Source organism: Vibrio sp. H11 (genome assembly GCF_004804295.1).
GTDB lineage: Bacteria > Pseudomonadota > Gammaproteobacteria > Enterobacterales > Vibrionaceae > Vibrio > Vibrio ostreae.
Genome location: NZ_SSHN01000019.1, coordinates 17708 through 34408, shown reverse-complemented (window position 1 = coordinate 34408; position 16701 = coordinate 17708). Strand labels below are relative to the sequence as shown.

Annotated in this window: 14 protein-coding genes; 11 read left to right on the top strand and 3 right to left on the bottom strand. The window is 50.8% G+C overall.

Annotated elements, in window-relative coordinates; all coding sequences use genetic code 11:
- Positions 1-4 precede the first annotated feature (4 nt).
- Positions 5-931: a cell division protein ZipA gene (gene zipA / locus E6C74_RS19965; protein ID WP_136487804.1), complete on the bottom strand. Its 927-nt coding sequence runs from the start codon at positions 929-931 to the stop codon at positions 5-7.
- A gap of 240 nt (positions 932-1171) precedes the next feature.
- On the opposite strand from zipA, the gene cysZ reads away from it, so the two are divergent.
- The 5 genes from cysZ to crr all read left to right on the top strand — a co-directional run bounded on the left by cysZ (position 1172) and on the right by crr (position 6059).
- The gene (cysZ, locus tag E6C74_RS19960; RefSeq protein WP_136487803.1) at positions 1172-1918 is read left to right on the top strand and encodes a sulfate transporter CysZ; all 747 of its coding nucleotides are present in this window, start codon (positions 1172-1174) and stop codon (positions 1916-1918) included.
- Positions 1919-2064: 146 nt separating this feature from the next.
- Positions 2065-3033, top strand: a complete 969-nt coding sequence (cysK, locus tag E6C74_RS19955; RefSeq protein WP_136487802.1) for a cysteine synthase A — start codon at positions 2065-2067, stop codon at positions 3031-3033.
- 290 nt (positions 3034-3323) lie between these two features.
- On the top strand, positions 3324-3581 hold the full coding sequence (locus tag E6C74_RS19950) for an HPr family phosphocarrier protein (protein WP_136487801.1): 258 nt from the start codon (positions 3324-3326) through the stop codon (positions 3579-3581).
- Positions 3582-3720: 139 nt separating this feature from the next.
- Positions 3721-5445: a phosphoenolpyruvate-protein phosphotransferase PtsI gene (ptsI, locus tag E6C74_RS19945; protein WP_136487800.1), complete on the top strand. Its 1725-nt coding sequence runs from the start codon at positions 3721-3723 to the stop codon at positions 5443-5445.
- A gap of 104 nt (positions 5446-5549) precedes the next feature.
- A complete protein-coding gene (gene crr, locus E6C74_RS19940; protein ID WP_136487799.1) occupies positions 5550-6059 on the top strand; it encodes a PTS glucose transporter subunit IIA in 510 nt (169 codons plus the stop codon).
- A gap of 169 nt (positions 6060-6228) precedes the next feature.
- On the opposite strand, the gene E6C74_RS19935 is transcribed toward crr, so the two are convergent.
- Positions 6229-7380: a 2-octaprenyl-3-methyl-6-methoxy-1,4-benzoquinol hydroxylase gene (locus tag E6C74_RS19935; protein ID WP_136487798.1), complete on the bottom strand. Its 1152-nt coding sequence runs from the start codon at positions 7378-7380 to the stop codon at positions 6229-6231.
- Positions 7381-7731: 351 nt separating this feature from the next.
- Between E6C74_RS19935 and miaB the strand changes: the two genes are divergently transcribed.
- From miaB to lnt, 5 genes are all read left to right on the top strand, one after another.
- On the top strand, positions 7732-9156 hold the full coding sequence (miaB, locus tag E6C74_RS19930; RefSeq protein ID WP_136487797.1) for a tRNA (N6-isopentenyl adenosine(37)-C2)-methylthiotransferase MiaB: 1425 nt from the start codon (positions 7732-7734) through the stop codon (positions 9154-9156).
- A 127-nt stretch (positions 9157-9283) separates the two neighbouring features.
- The gene (locus tag E6C74_RS19925) at positions 9284-10393 is read left to right on the top strand and encodes a PhoH family protein (RefSeq protein WP_136487796.1); all 1110 of its coding nucleotides are present in this window, start codon (positions 9284-9286) and stop codon (positions 10391-10393) included.
- A complete protein-coding gene (ybeY, locus tag E6C74_RS19920) occupies positions 10390-10854 on the top strand; it encodes an rRNA maturation RNase YbeY (RefSeq protein WP_136487795.1) in 465 nt (154 codons plus the stop codon). The genes E6C74_RS19925 and ybeY overlap by 4 nt, the downstream gene beginning before the upstream one ends.
- A 77-nt stretch (positions 10855-10931) precedes the next feature.
- Complete coding sequence (gene corC / locus E6C74_RS19915; RefSeq protein WP_136487794.1) at positions 10932-11831, top strand: CNNM family magnesium/cobalt transport protein CorC; 900 nt, start codon at positions 10932-10934, stop codon at positions 11829-11831.
- 44 nt (positions 11832-11875) lie between these two features.
- Positions 11876-13408 (top strand): apolipoprotein N-acyltransferase, encoded by a 1533-nt coding sequence (gene lnt, locus E6C74_RS19910; protein WP_136487793.1) that lies wholly within the window; start codon positions 11876-11878, stop codon positions 13406-13408.
- Between the two features lie 123 nt (positions 13409-13531).
- Here the strand turns inward: lnt and E6C74_RS19905 are convergent, their stop codons facing one another.
- Positions 13532-14002 carry a zinc ribbon-containing protein gene (locus tag E6C74_RS19905; RefSeq protein ID WP_136487792.1) on the bottom strand — a complete coding sequence of 157 codons (471 nt, stop codon included), beginning with the start codon at positions 14000-14002 and terminating at the stop codon, positions 13532-13534.
- A gap of 122 nt (positions 14003-14124) precedes the next feature.
- On the opposite strand from E6C74_RS19905, the gene leuS reads away from it, so the two are divergent.
- A complete protein-coding gene (gene leuS, locus E6C74_RS19900) occupies positions 14125-16701 on the top strand; it encodes a leucine--tRNA ligase (protein ID WP_136487791.1) in 2577 nt (858 codons plus the stop codon).

Here is a 16701-nt window from a genome sequence, read left to right as displayed (position 1 = left end):
GGAATCAATTATGTGCTGTCCGGTTCCGAAAGTCAGTAATTTGCTTACGGTAAGCGGCCAGGCGATCCGGTGTCATCAGGTTGCGCGCGTCATCGAGGACGTTGCCGCCCATATCATCGGCGATCTGCTGGGCCGTTTTCAGCATCAGCTTAAAGTTATGATCCGCTTCACCAAAGCATGGCAAGGTCATAAAAAATGAAATACCCTTGGTGGTGAATTCTGCCGGATCATCGTGTTTCAGCGTCCCGGGATGCATCATGTTCGCGACACTAAACAGCACCTTACCGGTACCGGACAAATCAGCATGGCGATGAAAAATATCCATTTCGCCGTACAACAGGCCGTTCTGCTGCATACTATCGAACAGCTTAGTACCAACAAAGGGTTCGTTGCCGGCACAATGTACATTCAACACGATAACCTGCATCTCATCCTGGGCCGGTTCTGCGGCCTGAGGAGCCGGTTCTGGCTGCGCTTGAGGCTTCTCTACCACAGGTTCAGCATCGACACCTGCTCGCGCAGTGCTGAACATCGGCTCGGATGGTGCTTCATAGACAGTCACAGGCTCTGGCTGGGCTTCATCAACTGGCGCAGTTTCAGGCGCTTGAAATTCTGAGCGCACCTCACTCTGCTCTGTCAGCGGTTCTTCAGCAGCGGTGTAGCCACCGATCAGAGGATCCACCTCAGGCTCATCTTTAATCCCGAAGTCCGGCTGGTTGCGATCCTTACGAATGATTTCATAATCATCTTCCGGAGCAAAAGCACGCGCTGCCGCTACTTCATCTTCTTCAGGCTCTACGTCAATCCGGCCAAGTGGTTTATCACCAAACTTAGACTTCCCTTCTTTTTTACTGGTCCACAGACCATGAAATAGCAAAGCGGCTATCGCTAGCGCGCCAACAATAATGAGTACGAATCGCAATTCCTGCATCTTAAACTCTCAGTTTCTCGATTTTTGATGTCCTGAGCTTCAACGCTTGTCGTTAACGTTGCCAAAGGTAGGTTTTATCGGCTTATCAGATTACTTTACCAAAAGTCAGCCCCTGTTTAGAACAACTTAATGTTAAAAGGTGCGTTAATGGTGTGATTTTTACCACGCTTTTCTTCCTCTGTTGCTCAGTTACAATAGAATGCAACTTTCACCGCTGGCAAATCGTATACGGAATACACTATGCAAAATCATAAGCGCTCAGGCTTTGGCTATTTTTTCTACGGCCTGGAACTGGCTTTATCACCCGGCATCCGCCGATTCGTGATTATGCCACTATTGGCTAATATCCTCTTAGTTGGTGGCGCCCTGCTCTATCTGTTTTCACACCTCGACAGCTGGATTAATCAATGGATGGGACAAATCCCGGACTGGTTGTCCTGGCTGAGTTACATTCTGTGGCCGCTGTTGGTACTGACCATTCTCGCCACCTTCTCCTACTTTTTCAGCACGCTGGCTAACTTTGTCGCCGCACCGTTTAACGGTCTGCTGGCAGAAAAGGTTGAAGAAAAACTCACCGGTCACACGATTAATGACGAGGGTATACTGGCCGTCATCAAAGATGTGCCACGCATCATGGCAAGGGAATGGCGTAAACTGCTTTATACCTTACCCAAAGCCATCGGTCTGTTTCTACTGCTGCTGATCCCGGCCCTTGGCCAGACCCTGGGGCCGATTCTGTGGTTTTTATTTACCGCCTGGATGCTGGCCATTCAGTACTGCGACTATCCGTTTGATAACCATAAAGTCGCATTTAATGACATGCGTAATAATTTGAAACAAAAACAGGGCAAAGCGTATGGCTTCGGCATGCTGGTGTCGGTTCTGACAACGATTCCGATCATCAACCTATTTGTCATGCCGGTAGCGGTTTGTGGCGCGACCGCGATGTGGGTCAGCGAGTTTAAAGGGCATTATGTGACCCGATAGACATTTTGGCGGTGAAAGCCGCCGATACCTATAAGTTATAACTTTTTAATCCTTTTACCTTTTTAACCGAGCACATATTCTCTAAATCGTATCCGCAACGTATCGACTTATCGATAGCAAAACATGCGAAATGAAGGAACATCACAATGAGCAAAATTTACGAAGACAATTCTCTTACTATTGGTAACACGCCACTGGTTCGTCTGAACAAAGTCAGCAAAGGTAACGTACTGGCTAAAGTTGAATCACGTAACCCAAGCTTCAGTGTTAAATGCCGTATCGGCGCCAACATGATTTGGGATGCAGAGAAGCAAGGTAAACTGAAACCAGGCATCGAACTTGTGGAACCAACCAGTGGTAATACAGGTATTGCTCTGGCCTTCGTTGCTGCAGCGCGCGGTTACAAACTGACGCTGACTATGCCTGAGTCAATGAGTCTTGAGCGCCGTAAGCTGCTGAAAGCGCTGGGTGCAAACCTAGAGCTGACTGAAGCGGCTAAAGGCATGAAAGGCGCGATTGCTAAAGCGGAAGAAATTGTCGCCAGCAACCCTGAAAAATACCTGCTGCTGCAGCAGTTCGATAACCCGGCTAACCCTCAGATTCACGAAAAGACCACAGGTCCTGAAATCTGGGAAGCGACTGACGGCCAGGTTGACGTATTCGTTGCTGGTGTTGGTACCGGTGGTACTCTGACGGGTACCAGTCGTTACATCAAAGGCGAGAAAGGCAAAGCCATCACTTCTGTTGCAGTAGAACCGGCTGAATCTCCGGTCATTACGCAAGCACTGGCAGGCCAGGATATTCAACCAGCTCCACATAAAATCCAGGGTATCGGTGCCGGATTCATCCCTGGCAACCTGGATTTGGACCTGATTGACCGTGTTGAAACTGTGACTTCTGAAGAAGCGATCGAGATGGCTCGTCGTCTGATGGAAGAGGAAGGTATCCTGGCTGGTATCTCATCTGGCGCAGCCGTTGTTGCTGCTAACCGCCTTGCAGAACTACCTGAATTTGAAGGAAAAACTATCGTAGTTATCCTACCAAGCTCAGGCGAACGTTACCTGAGCACTGCCCTGTTCGCCGGCATTTTCTCTGAGAAAGAAAACCAGCAGTAATATGTGGTGAAATCAAATTTTGGTTTAAAAAAGCCCCCTTGAGGGGCTTTTTTGTTGATCCTAGCCTCACCTTTGGTAATATCAGGCATGTTTTATTTCTAGCTTCAAAATAAAGAAGCAGACAAGATTAGATTCAATGGCTGAGTGTCAACAAGGCGATTGATTATTTTTATACCAGTATCAGTTCTGACACGAAAAGCTCGTAGCTCAACTAGCAGAAACGAGCTGATACGGTTAAGCTAATTCTGGTTAATAAACTTACAAAAAATAAATTAATTGGGGTATAAAACATGTACGAGAAGCAAGTAGAAATCACTGCAGAAAACGGTCTTCACACTCGTCCGGCTGCTCAGTTCGTTAAAGAAGCTAAAGCATTCGACGCGGACATCACTGTGACTTCTAACGGTAAAAGCGCTAGCGCGAAAAGCCTGTTCAAACTGCAGACTCTGGGTCTGGTTAAAGGCACTGTAGTGACTATCTCTGCAGAAGGTGCACAAGCTCAACAAGCTGTTGACCACCTGGTTGCTCTGATGGATCAACTACACTAATTCGCACCATTCCTGTCAAAGCCATTTTGTTCCCGCAAAGTGGCTTTGTTGGAAATAGGCTCTAGAATTAGCTACATATATCGTTAGCACAAACGTCCACTTATCTCCCGTTTACAGTTGACCAATTTAAGGTAAGGCTATGATTTCAGGCATCCTAGCATCTCCAGGTATTGCTATTGGTAAAGCACTACTACTTCAAGAAGATGAAATTGTCCTAAATACAAACACCATTTCTGACGCTCAAGTTGAAGCTGAAGTTGCGCGTTTCTACGACGCACGTAACAAATCTTCTGCCCAGCTTGAAGTTATCAAACAAAAAGCCCTTGAGACTTTTGGTGAAGAAAAAGAAGCCATCTTTGAAGGCCATATCATGCTGCTTGAAGATGAAGAGCTAGAAGAAGAAATTTTAGCCCTCATCAAAGACGAAAAACTGTCAGCAGACAACGCGATTCACACTGTGATTGAAGAGCAGGCAGCTGCGCTTGAGTCACTGGATGACGAATACCTGAAAGAACGTGCTACAGATATCCGCGATATCGGTACACGCTTCGTGAAAAACGCCCTGGGCATCAACATTGTATCGCTGAGCGACATCAATGAAGAAGTGATCCTGGTGGCTTACGACCTGACTCCGTCAGAAACTGCACAAATCAACCTGGACTACGTTCTGGGCTTTGCATGTGATATCGGTGGTCGTACGTCTCACACCTCAATCATGGCTCGTTCTCTGGAACTGCCAGCGATCGTAGGTACTAACGACATTACTGCTCAAGTGAAAAACGGCGACATGCTGATCCTTGACGCGATGAACAACAAGATTGTCGTCAACCCAAGCGATGCTGAGCTGGAAGAAGCGAAAGCAGTAAAAGCCGCATTCCTGGCTGAAAAAGAAGAGCTGGCGAAACTGAAAGACCTGCACGCTGAAACCACAGACGGCCACCGCGTAGAAGTATGCGGTAACATCGGTACAGTGAAAGACTGTGACGGCATCATCCGCAACGGCGGTGAAGGCGTTGGTCTGTACCGTACAGAATTCCTGTTCATGGACCGTGACGCACTGCCAACGGAAGAAGAGCAATACAAAGCTTACAAAGAAGTAGCAGAAGCGATGGCTGGTCAGGCTGTGATTATCCGTACTATGGATATCGGCGGCGACAAAGACCTGCCATACATGGATCTACCAAAAGAGATGAACCCGTTCCTGGGCTGGCGTGCCGTACGTATCAGTCTGGACCGTCGTGACATCCTGCGTGACCAGTTGCGTGGTATCCTGCGTGCATCGGCACACGGTACTCTGCGTATCATGTTCCCGATGATCATCTCAGTTGAAGAAATCCGTGAACTGAAAGCAGCGATTGAAGAATACAAAGCTGAACTGCGTGCTGAAGGCCATGCATTCGACGAAAACATCGAAATCGGTGTGATGGTTGAAACCCCGGCAGCAGCGGCAATTGCCCCTCACCTGGCAAAAGAAGTTGCTTTCTTCTCTATCGGTACCAACGACCTGACCCAGTACACACTGGCAGTAGACCGTGGTAACGAAATGATTTCTCACCTCTACAACCCGCTGTCTCCGGCTGTTCTGACTGTGATCAAGCAAGTTATTGATGCATCACACGCAGAAGGCAAATGGACCGGTATGTGTGGTGAATTGGCGGGTGATGAGCGCGCTACACTCCTTCTGTTAGGTATGGGTCTGGATGAGTTCTCAATGAGCGGCATCTCTATTCCTAAAGTGAAGAAAGTGATTCGTAACACCAACTTCGCTGAAGTGAAAGCAATGGCAGATGAAGCACTGTCTCTGCCAACTGCAGCAGAAATCGAAGCTTGCGTTGAAAAATTCATCGCGAAAAACTCTCAATAATCTGCTAATACCAATAACATAGACGACTAAAAGTAGTCGTCTATTGTTAGTGAGTGGTATACTATACTTCACAGAATATATTAAAACGTTAGGAGCATGACACAATGGGTCTGTTTGACAAACTTAAGAAGCTAGTCTCTGACGACAGCGCTGACGCGGGTGCAATTGAAATCATCGCACCTCTTTCTGGTGAAATTGTAAACATCGAAGACGTGCCAGATGTCGTGTTTGCTGAAAAAATCGTTGGTGACGGTATCGCTATCAAGCCTACTGGCAACAAGATGGTAGCTCCTGTTAACGGTACTATCGGTAAGATTTTCGAAACGAACCACGCATTCTCTATCGAGTCTGACGATGGCGTTGAACTGTTTGTTCACTTCGGTATCGACACCGTTGAGCTGAAAGGCGAAGGCTTCAAACGTATCGCTGAAGAAGGTCAGTCAGTGAAAGTGGGCGACACTATCATTGAATTCGATCTGGCTCTGCTGGAAGAGAAAGCGAAATCAACTCTGACTCCTGTTGTTATCTCTAACATGGACGAGATCAAAGAGCTGGCTAAACTGTCTGGTTCGGTAAATGTTGGTGAAACTGCTGTACTGCGTGTAACTAAGTAAGCGGTTTGCAAAGCATTCAAAAAAACGCTGCCATCGCAGCGTTTTTTTTCGTCTTTAATTTAGGGGTTTGCTTACATGTTAGGTCTTTGCTGACATGAATGCGTGAGCCGCGCCCCTCAAGCAGGCCGCACCACAACAGGGTTACCGCCTGAATTATTCTGGCTGAGGTTTATAACCCCAGAGCGTAACGCAGTACCTGCTGCTTCACCGGCCCGGCATTGTCCGACAGTTTCAGCGCCGCATTGCGCACCCACTTGAGCGGAGTGTGGTCATTACTGAATGCGGCATAGAAGAAGTCCATGCCACTTTGCATTAACAGGTTATCGCCCCGCCGCTGACGCTGGTAACGCTCAAACTGTGCCTGGGTCAGTTCATTATGCCCGGCGGTTGCCTCCAGCAGGGCTGCGACATCCTTAAAGCCGAGATTCACGCCCTGCCCCGCTAACGGATTGATAGTATGCGCTGAATCGCCAACCAATACACAATGATTGCTGACATAGGTTTGCGCATGACGCCGGGTAAGCGGGAACGAGCCGTGCTGTAACACTTTAATATCCCCCAGCTCCGGCGGGAAATGACTCAGTATCTCTGCACGCAGCTGAGCCGGACTCATATGGCTAAGCTGCTTGATACGCGCCGGGCTGTCATACCACACCAAGGAGCCCTGATGACCGTTGAGCGGCAAAAATGAACGCGGGCCGGACGGGAAGAATTGCTGCCAGGTGATATCCTGCTGCGCCAGCTCGGTTTCGACATTAATCAGCATGCAGTGCTGGCGGTAATCCCAGGCGGTGATGCCAATACCGGCCAGGCTGCGCACCCTTGAGTTTGCGCCGTCCGCACCGATAATCCACTGACACTTCAGCTCAGTACCGGATTGCAGTGTGAGGGTCTGGCTGTCGCCAAACTCAATCGAGGCCAGTTTATCCGGACACAACAAAGTCAGATTCGGATAAGCACTAAAGGCTTGCCACAAACCCAGTTGAATCACCCGGTTTTCCACCATGTAGCCCAGTTGCTGCAGCCCCAGCGCCTCGCTGGAAAAACGAGTGCGGCATTCGGGATGCTCCCAGGTCTCAAGACGGCGATAAGGGCAAACCCGCATCGCATGGATACTGTCCCAAGCGCCCAGTGCTTGCAGTAAATCAACCGAAGTTTGCGAGATAGCAGAAATACGAACATCCATGGGCTGATCATCGTTAAACGCAGCAGGCTGATGCCCGTCCACAACCGCTACCCGACGCCCCTGCTGGGCAAAGCCGATGGCAGCTGCCGCACCGACCATACCACCGCCAATGACTACTATGTCAAAATCGTTCATATCTACTGCTTCTACCTGACTGAATCGTAAAAACTAAGTCTACCACACAACCACTGCTTGGTCGGGTTGCGAGCGACAAAATATGGCCATAAACAGCGGTTTGCTAAAGCATGGGGCAAGGTTGGTTTTCCTCTCGGCTCAAATTCCCTGCCCGGCAGAGAGGCAAAGCCAGTCACCACAACGGCTGGGGGTGAGAATGACTGGTCAGCTCCGGTTGAAACCAGTACAATACGCCGCTTAGCACCCAAGTGGTGGCTAATTTTTAACCAAGTCTGGCAAAAATATCCAGACGTCACTGGAAACACTGGGCGATTTGCTCCCTTAATTTAAACTAACGACCGAGCGAAGAACATGAGTAAAAAACTGCTAATCAAAACCTGGGGCTGCCAGATGAATGAGTACGATTCATCAAAAATGGCCGACCTGCTTAACGCTGCGAACGGCTATGAGCTAACTGAAGAGCCAGAGGAAGCAGACGTACTTCTACTTAATACCTGTTCGATTCGCGAAAAAGCGCAAGAGAAAGTATTCCACCAGCTGGGCCGCTGGAAAACACTGAAAGACAAAAAGCCAGGCGTCGTAATTGGCGTGGGTGGCTGTGTCGCGACTCAGGAAGGCGATCATATCCGTGACCGCGCACCGTTTGTCGATGTTATTTTTGGCCCGCAAACTCTGCACCGTCTGCCAGAGATGATCAAACAATCTCAGTCAGATCATGCACCGGTGATGGATATCTCCTTTCCGGAAATCGAAAAATTCGACCGTCTGCCAGAGCCGCGTGCTGAAGGCCCGACCGCTTTCGTCTCTATCATGGAAGGCTGTTCTAAGTACTGTACTTACTGTGTGGTACCTTACACCCGTGGTGAAGAAGTCAGCCGCCCGATGGATGACGTGCTGTATGAAATCGCGCAACTGGCAGAGCAAGGCGTACGTGAAGTCAACCTGCTGGGTCAGAACGTAAACGCTTACCGCGGCCCGATGCATGACGGTGAAATCTGTTCATTTGCCGAGCTGCTGCGTCTGGTTGCGTCAATCGATGGTATTGACCGTATTCGTTTCACCACCAGCCACCCGCTGGAGTTCACTGACGACATCATCGCTGTATACGAAGACACCCCTGAGCTGGTGAGCTTCCTGCACCTGCCGGTGCAAAGCGGTAGTGACCGTATCCTGACCATGATGAAACGTCCGCACACCGGTATCGAATACAAGTCTATTATCCGTAAGCTGCGTAAAGCGCGTCCGGATATCCAGATCAGTTCTGACTTTATCGTTGCGTTCCCCGGCGAATCTGACAAAGACTTCCAGGACACCATGAAACTGATCCGCGATGTCGATTTCGATATGAGCTTTAGCTTTATCTTCTCGCCTCGCCCGGGAACACCAGCAGCGGATTACCCTTGTGATCTGACGGAAGAGACCAAGAAAGCACGTCTGTACGAGCTGCAACAGCAGATCAACAGCCAGGCGATGCGTTACTCACGCCTGATGATGGGTACCCAGCAACGTATTCTGGTTGAAGGTCCGTCGAAGAAAAACCTGATGGAACTTCGTGGTCGTACCGAAAACAACCGTGTAGTAAACTTCGAAGGACCGGCTGAGCTGATTGGCCAGTTTGTCGATGTCAACATTGTTGATGTGTTCCCGAACTCTTTGCGCGGTGAACTCGTAAGAACAGAAAAAGAGATGAACTTGCGTGTCGTGACTTCTCCTTCAGAAATGATGGCGAAAACACGCCGTGAAGATGAGCTGGGAGTAGCTACATTTACTCCTTAAGTTTCAGTAACCCAAGACCGGCAAGATTTCGCGCAGAAACTCGCATTTCGTGCTGACTTGGGTATACACTGTCATGAGACGCCCGGTCAAAATCGGGCGTCTGAAAATGACATACTGAGAGGTTAAATTGAGCAATAAAATCGTTACTTTAGAGATAGATCTCGAACCTTCCGATAACCGCCGTCTTGCCAGTCTGTGCGGTCCTTTCGATGACAACATCAAGCATTTAGAACGTCGTTTAGGCGTTGAAATCAACCACCGTAGTAACTACTTCACGATTGTAGGTAAAGCACATACTGCGACTGCCGCGCTCGACATTCTGAAGACTCTGTATGTCGACACTGCGCCGGTCCGCGGCCAAATCGCCGACATTGAACCGGATCAGATCCATCTGGCAATCAAAGAGTCCGGCGTACTGGAACAGAGCACCGAATCGGAGCTGGTTACGCACGGCAAAGAAGTGTTTGTCAAAACCAAAAAAGGCATCATCAAGCCACGTACGCCAAATCAGGCTCAGTACCTGGTCAACATGGTGACCCACGATATCAGTTTTGGTATTGGCCCGGCCGGTACCGGTAAAACCTACCTGGCGGTTGCAGCAGCGGTTGATGCCCTGGAACGTCAGGAAATCCGTCGCATTCTGCTGACTCGTCCGGCGGTTGAAGCGGGTGAGAAACTGGGCTTTCTGCCCGGTGACCTGAGCCAGAAAGTCGACCCTTACCTGCGTCCGCTCTACGATGCGCTGTTTGAGATGCTCGGCTTTGAACGGGTTGAAAAACTGATTGAACGTAACGTCATTGAAGTGGCTCCGCTGGCTTACATGCGCGGCCGTACCCTGAACGATGCGTTTATCATTCTCGACGAAAGCCAGAACACCACCGTCGAACAGATGAAAATGTTCCTGACCCGGATCGGCTTTAACTCGCGCGCTGTCATCACAGGTGACGTGACCCAGATCGACTTGCCACGCGGTGCTAAATCGGGCCTGCGCCATGCAATCGAAGTACTGAGCGAAGTCGAGGAGATCAGCTTCAACTTCTTCCTCGCCGACGACGTTGTGCGTCACCCAGTGGTGGCTCGTATCGTCAACGCCTATGAGAAGTGGGAAGCCCAGGATCAGAAAGAGCGTAAAGAGTACGAGAAACGCCGTCGTGAAGAGCGTGAATCTAAACTGCTCGAGCAGCAGAAAGCTGAGCTGACAAGCTCAAGCGCTCTGGAAGAGTCTGGTGAGTCATGAGTATCGAACTTGATTTACAACTGGCCGTCGAGGATGAAACCGGGCTGCCGTCGTGTGACGATTTTGCCACCTGGCTGAGTGCAGCCGTCACGCCGTTTCAGCCTCAGGCTGAAGTGACGGTGCGCATCGTCGATGAACAAGAGAGCCACCAGCTCAACCTCGAATACCGCGGCAAAGATAAGCCCACCAACGTGCTGTCTTTTCCGTTCGAAGTACCGCCCGGTATCGAAATGGATTTGCTCGGTGATCTGGTGATTTGCCGCCAGGTCGTTGAACGCGAAGCAGAAGAGCAAAATAAGCCTCTGCTAGCACACTGGGCCCATATGGTTGTACATGGCAGTCTTCATCTGCTAGGTTATGACCATATCGAGGATGACGAAGCTGAAGAGATGGAGTCCCTCGAAACAGAAATCATGCAGAAAATGGGGTTTGAAGACCCATATCTGGCCGATAAAATCTAGTTTTCCGCTGCCATAACGGCGCGGTTAACTTAATGTGAGCTATCACACATCTGATAGCGTTACCGAATAGAGAAACAATGAACGAAGATAATTCGCCCTATTCTTCCGAAGGAAACAAAGAAAAATCGGACGGTCCGAGTAGAAAGTCCTTCTTTGAGCGCCTAGGTCAGTTATTTCAGGGAGAACCCAAGGATCGCCAGGAACTGGTTGACGTGATCCGCGACTCTGAAGTCAATGACCTGATTGACCATGACACCCGCGATATGCTGGAAGGGGTTATGGAAATTGCCGAAATGCGGGTTCGTGACATCATGATTCCCCGCTCACAAATGGTCACCGTCGAGCGTACCGATAACCTGGACTCGCTGGTCGCCTTGATTACCGATGCGCAGCATTCGCGTTATCCGGTCATCAGCGAAGACAAAGACCATGTGGAAGGCATTCTGCTTGCGAAGGACTTACTCAAATACTTAGGCTCGAACAGCTCCCCGTTTGACATCGAAGAAGTGATCCGCCCGGCGGTGGTGGTGCCTGAAAGCAAACGCGTCGATCGTCTGCTGAAAGAGTTCCGTGAGGAACGATATCACATGTCGATTGTCGTAGATGAGTTCGGGGGGGTTTCCGGCCTGGTGACCATTGAAGATATTCTGGAAGAAATCGTTGGCGATATCGAAGACGAAACCGACGATGAAGAGCAACTGGATATTCGTAAGCTCAGCAAACACACCTATGCGGTGAAGGCGCTGACCACCATCGAAGAATTCAACAATACCTTCGGTACCCGCTTCAGTGATGAAGAAGTGGATACGGTCGGCGGCCTGGTGATGACGGCCTTTGGCCACCTGCCAAGTCGTGGTGAAATCGTGGAAATCGATCGCTACAACTTCAAGGTAACGGCTGCTGATAATCGTCGCGTGGTTCAACTTCAGGTAACCATCCCCGATATGGAAGCTCTTCCGGAGATCAGCGAAGAGTAGTTCAAATCTCTCTTACTTCGGTAAGAGCATCAGAAAAGTTGCAGATGACGAATACAATTCATCGCCTTATGCGGCCGCTTGCGGCCGCTTTTGTTGGCGCCCTCACTACCCTGGCTTTCGCTCCTTATCAACTCTGGCCTGTGGCCATTCTCAGCCCGCTGCTGCTGTTATTGCTGCTCCATAAACAATCCGTCAAAGGCGCTGCGCTGATTGGCTATTGCTGGGGCCTGGGACAGTTTGGCATCGGTATTAACTGGGTTCATATCAGCATTGATACCTTTGGTGGTATGCCCAAAATCGCCAGTGTGTCCCTGATGTTACTGTTAGTCGGCTACCTGGCTATCTATCCGGCGCTGTTTGCCTGGGCGCTCAATCGCTTTTTCCCGGCCTCTGGTCGTGGCCGCTTATTACTTGCTGCTCCCGCGCTCTGGCTGGTCAGTGACTGGTTGCGCGGCTGGGTGATGACCGGCTTTCCGTGGTTGTGGCTTGGTTACAGTCAGATAGACAGTCCGCTCGCCAATTACGCGCCGCTCGGCGGGGTGGAACTGCTGACGCTGATGGTGATGCTGTCCGCTGGCGCACTGGCCCTGACGCTACTGAGTAAAAGTAAAACCCTGCTGCTGATCCCGGCGGTTATCTTTGCTGCCGGCTACGGGCTCAATGCCGCACGCTGGGTCAAACCGGACACGGACAAAACCACCAAGGTAGCCTTGATTCAGGGCAATATACCTCAGGCACGTAAATGGCTGCCAAGCGAACGCTGGCCAACCATTATGAAGTACACCGACCTCACCCGTGAAAACTGGGATGCGGACATTATTATCTGGCCGGAAGCCGCCGTGCCGGCCTTCGAGTTTGAGCTGACTTCCTACCTGCACAACCTTGATGCGGCAGCACGCCTCAACCACAGTACCATCATCACCGGCATTCTGAATCAGACCGATGACAAGCAGTATTACAATAGCGTGCTGGCACTGGGTGATACTCCACAAGGCGAATACCAGTACGATGTGTCCCGGCGTTTCCATAAGCATCACCTGTTGCCATTTGGTGAGTTTGTTCCGTTTGAAGACCTGCTGCGTCCGCTGGCGCCGTTCTTCAACCTGCCGATGTCTTCATTTACCGCGGGTGACTATATCCAACCGAATATTATCGCCAGTGGCCATGCCCTGACGCCAGCACTGTGTTACGAAATCATCTTCAACGAGCAGGTACGTGCCAACACCACCGACGACACCGACTTCCTGCTCACCCTGTCCAACGATGCCTGGTTTGGCCGCTCGATTGGCCCGTTACAACATATGGAAATTGCCCGTATGCGCGCGCTGGAACTGGGTAAACCTCTGATTCGTGCCACCAATAACGGCGTGACCGCTGTGACTGACTACCGTGGTCAAATCACCGCCCAAATCCCGCAGTTTGAGACCGGCGTGCTGCGTGCCGAACTGGTGCCGACCCGTGGCCAGACGCCATATCATGCTCTGGGCAGTTGGCCGCTGTATATGTGGACTGCCCTGGCTATGCTGGCCGGCCTGTTGCTGCAACGCCGCCGTCACCATCCTGATGCAGATAGCTGACCATCAAAAACACTAAGAGCCCCGTCGGGGCTCTTAGTGTTTTTGCGTGTTACCGGAGCAAATTCTTGTCGTATCACCAGGCTCTTGTCAGGACATCAGGCTCGGTGTCCGCATGAGCAAGTGCTAAGGCTTTAACGGCTGACGACTGAAAGCGGTCGCGCCGCAGCGGGTACAAGGGACAATTTCGGTCGGGTGATTGTATTCCATCCGATGGCCGCAGCTGTCGCACACCAACACGCCCAGTCCAATCATGTCTCCGGCTTTGTACAACCCCTGATGCTCGAGATCCTGAAACAGCTCGACCCACTCCACTTTGGTGCGATCGGTAATATCCAGCAGGCCCTGCCAGATGGAGTTGGTGATCATCAGATAAAACGGGCTGCTTTTTTCCTCTTCATAACTGTCAGCGAACTCTTTAAGGTCAGCTTTTATGTAGGCGGAAATCAGCGCCAGCTCATCTTTGGTCAGGTCATTGGCGGCGGCCACGACTTTGCCGGAAGTGTCCAGAATATGATCGACTTCTTGCGGACTCTTCTTGAGGGTTTCGACCACCTCTTCAACTAAAGCCTCGTAACCCGTTTTTTGTTTTGGCATATGTCACCTCTATCAAACCCGATTGGCTATTGTTGTGCTCCCTTGCTTTAGGTATTCTATGACGATCTATTAGTATCTGTTCAAACTGAACTCACAAATTCCAAGATAACCGGATATCATCGATGCAAGAGCAATACAACCCGCAAGATATTGAACAAAAAGTTCAACAGCATTGGGACGACAACAAGACCTTTGTTGTAAGTGAAGACCCAAATAAAGAAAAATTCTACTGTCTCTCAATGTTCCCGTACCCAAGTGGCCGTCTGCATATGGGTCACGTGCGTAACTACACTATCGGTGATGTGGTCTCTCGTTTCCAGCGTCTGCAAGGCAAAAACGTCATGCAACCAATCGGCTGGGATGCTTTCGGTCTGCCGGCAGAAAACGCTGCAGTCAAAAACAACACTGCGCCAGCGCCGTGGACCTACGAAAATATTGAATACATGAAAAACCAGCTCAAACTGCTGGGTTTTGGCTACGACTGGAACCGCGAATTTGCGACCTGTCGTCCGGAATACTACCGTTGGGAACAAGAGTTCTTCACCAAGCTGTACGAGAAAGGCCTGGTTTATAAGAAGACGTCTTCCGTTAACTGGTGTCCGAACGACCAGACCGTTCTGGCCAACGAACAAGTTGAAGACGGCTGCTGCTGGCGTTGTGATACCCCGGTAGAGCAAAAAGAAATCCCGCAGTGGTTCATTAAGATCACGGCATACGCGCAAGAGCTGCTGGATGATCTGGATAATCTGGATGGCTGGCCGGAAATGGTGAAAACCATGCAGCGCAACTGGATTGGCCGCTCTGAAGGTGTGGAACTTAAGTTTGCAGTCAAAGATCAGGCGCAGGATCTGGAAGTGTACACCACACGTCCGGACACCCTGATGGGTGTGACGTACGTCGGCATCGCTGCCGGTCACCCGCTGGCAACGAAAGCGGCGCAGAGCAACCCTGAACTGGCGGCTTTCATCGAAGAATGTAAAAACACCAAAGTCGCTGAGGCTGAACTGGCGACGATGGAGAAGAAAGGCATGGCAACCGGCCTGACGGCGATTCACCCGCTGAATGGTCGTGAAGTACCGGTTTACGTGGCTAACTTCGTGCTGATGGACTACGGTACAGGCGCGGTGATGGCAGTACCTGCCCACGACCAGCGTGACTACGAGTTCGCCACTAAGTATAACCTGGAGATCATTCCGGTCATCAAACCCGTTGACGGCAGCGAGCTGGACATTTCGGCTGAAGCGTACACCGAGAAAGGTGTGCTGTTTGACTCAGGTGAGTTCGATGGTCTGGAATTCCAGGCCGCGTTCGATGCGATCGCAGCCAAACTGGAAACAGAAGGTAAAGGGGTCAAAACCGTTAATTTCCGTCTGCGCGACTGGGGTGTATCCCGCCAGCGTTACTGGGGTGCGCCAATCCCGATGGTCACCACTGAAGACGGTGAAGTTCATCCGGTTCCGGCTGACCAGCTGCCGGTCATTCTGCCGGAAGATGTGGTAATGGACGGCGTCACCAGCCCGATCAAAGCGGACAAAGAGTGGGCGAAAACCACCTTTAACGGTGAACCGGCTCTGCGTGAAACCGACACATTCGATACCTTCATGGAATCGTCTTGGTACTACGCGCGCTACTGTAGCCCGCAAGCCGATGACATCCTGGATCCGGAAAAAGCGAACTACTGGCTGCCGGTTGACCAGTACATCGGTGGTATCGAGCACGCGTGTATGCACCTGCTGTACTCACGTTTCTTCCACAAACTGCTGCGTGATGCCGGGTATGTGACTTCTGACGAGCCATTTAAACAGCTGCTGTGTCAGGGTATGGTGCTGGCCGATGCGTTCTACTACACCAACGAGAAAGGCACCAAAGAGTGGGTTTCTCCGACGGAAGTGAAAGTAGAACGTGACGCGAAAGGGCGCATCGCTTCTGCTGTCGACGGCGAAGGCCGCAACGTTGCACACTCAGGCATGATCAAAATGTCTAAGTCGAAAAACAACGGTATCGACCCGCAGGAAATGGTCGACAAATACGGTGCAGACACCGTACGCCTGTTCATGATGTTTGCTTCACCGGCGGATATGACGCTGGAGTGGCAGGAATCAGGCGTTGAAGGTGCCAACCGCTTCCTGAAACGCGTCTGGAAACTGGTGCGTGAGCACGCAGAGAAAGGCGCAGCCGGCGCGGTTGACGCGGCAGCACTGAACGCAGACCAGAAAGCGCTGCGTCGTGATGTCCACAAAACCATCGCCAAAGTGACCGATGATATTGCCCGTCGTCAGACCTTCAACACCGCAATTGCAGCGATCATGGAGCTGATGAACAAGCTGGCGAAAGCACCACAGGAAGAGGCTCAGGATCGTGCAATTCTGGATGAAGCACTGAAAGCGATCACGCTGATGCTGTACCCGATTGCACCGCACATCTGTTTTGAAATGTGGAATGCTCTGGGTCAGGCAGACATCGACAGCGCGGCATGGCCAACCTTCGATGAAGCGGCTCTGGTTGAAGACGAAAAACTGATCGTTCTGCAGGTTAACGGTAAGCTGCGCGGCAAACTGACGGTAGCGGCGGACGCGACGAAAGAGCAAGTCGAAGAGCTTGGTCTGAAAGACGAAAACGTGCTGAAGTTCACCGACGGCAAAACCATTCGCAAAGTTATCTATGTTCCGGGCAAACTGCTGAACATCGTTGCGAACTAA

Bases quoted from the DNA above. Each gene is read 5' to 3' on its own strand.
- crr (WP_136487799.1), top strand. From the start codon at position 5,550: ATGGGTCTGTTTGACAAACTTAAGAAGCTAGTCTCTGACGACAGCGCT.
- ybeY (WP_136487795.1), top strand. From the start codon at position 10,390: ATGAGTATCGAACTTGATTTACAACTGGCCGTCGAGGATGAAACCGGG.
- cysZ (WP_136487803.1), top strand. From the start codon at position 1,172: ATGCAAAATCATAAGCGCTCAGGCTTTGGCTATTTTTTCTACGGCCTG.
- cysK (WP_136487802.1), top strand. From the start codon at position 2,065: ATGAGCAAAATTTACGAAGACAATTCTCTTACTATTGGTAACACGCCA.
- ptsI (WP_136487800.1), top strand. From the start codon at position 3,721: ATGATTTCAGGCATCCTAGCATCTCCAGGTATTGCTATTGGTAAAGCA.
- miaB (WP_136487797.1), top strand. From the start codon at position 7,732: ATGAGTAAAAAACTGCTAATCAAAACCTGGGGCTGCCAGATGAATGAG.
- E6C74_RS19905 (WP_136487792.1), bottom strand. From the start codon at position 14,002: ATGCCAAAACAAAAAACGGGTTACGAGGCTTTAGTTGAAGAGGTGGTC.
- corC (WP_136487794.1), top strand. From the start codon at position 10,932: ATGAACGAAGATAATTCGCCCTATTCTTCCGAAGGAAACAAAGAAAAA.
- E6C74_RS19935 (WP_136487798.1), bottom strand. From the start codon at position 7,380: ATGAACGATTTTGACATAGTAGTCATTGGCGGTGGTATGGTCGGTGCG.
- leuS (WP_136487791.1), top strand. From the start codon at position 14,125: ATGCAAGAGCAATACAACCCGCAAGATATTGAACAAAAAGTTCAACAG.
- E6C74_RS19950 (WP_136487801.1), top strand. From the start codon at position 3,324: ATGTACGAGAAGCAAGTAGAAATCACTGCAGAAAACGGTCTTCACACT.
- lnt (WP_136487793.1), top strand. From the start codon at position 11,876: ATGACGAATACAATTCATCGCCTTATGCGGCCGCTTGCGGCCGCTTTT.
- zipA (WP_136487804.1), bottom strand. From the start codon at position 931: ATGCAGGAATTGCGATTCGTACTCATTATTGTTGGCGCGCTAGCGATA.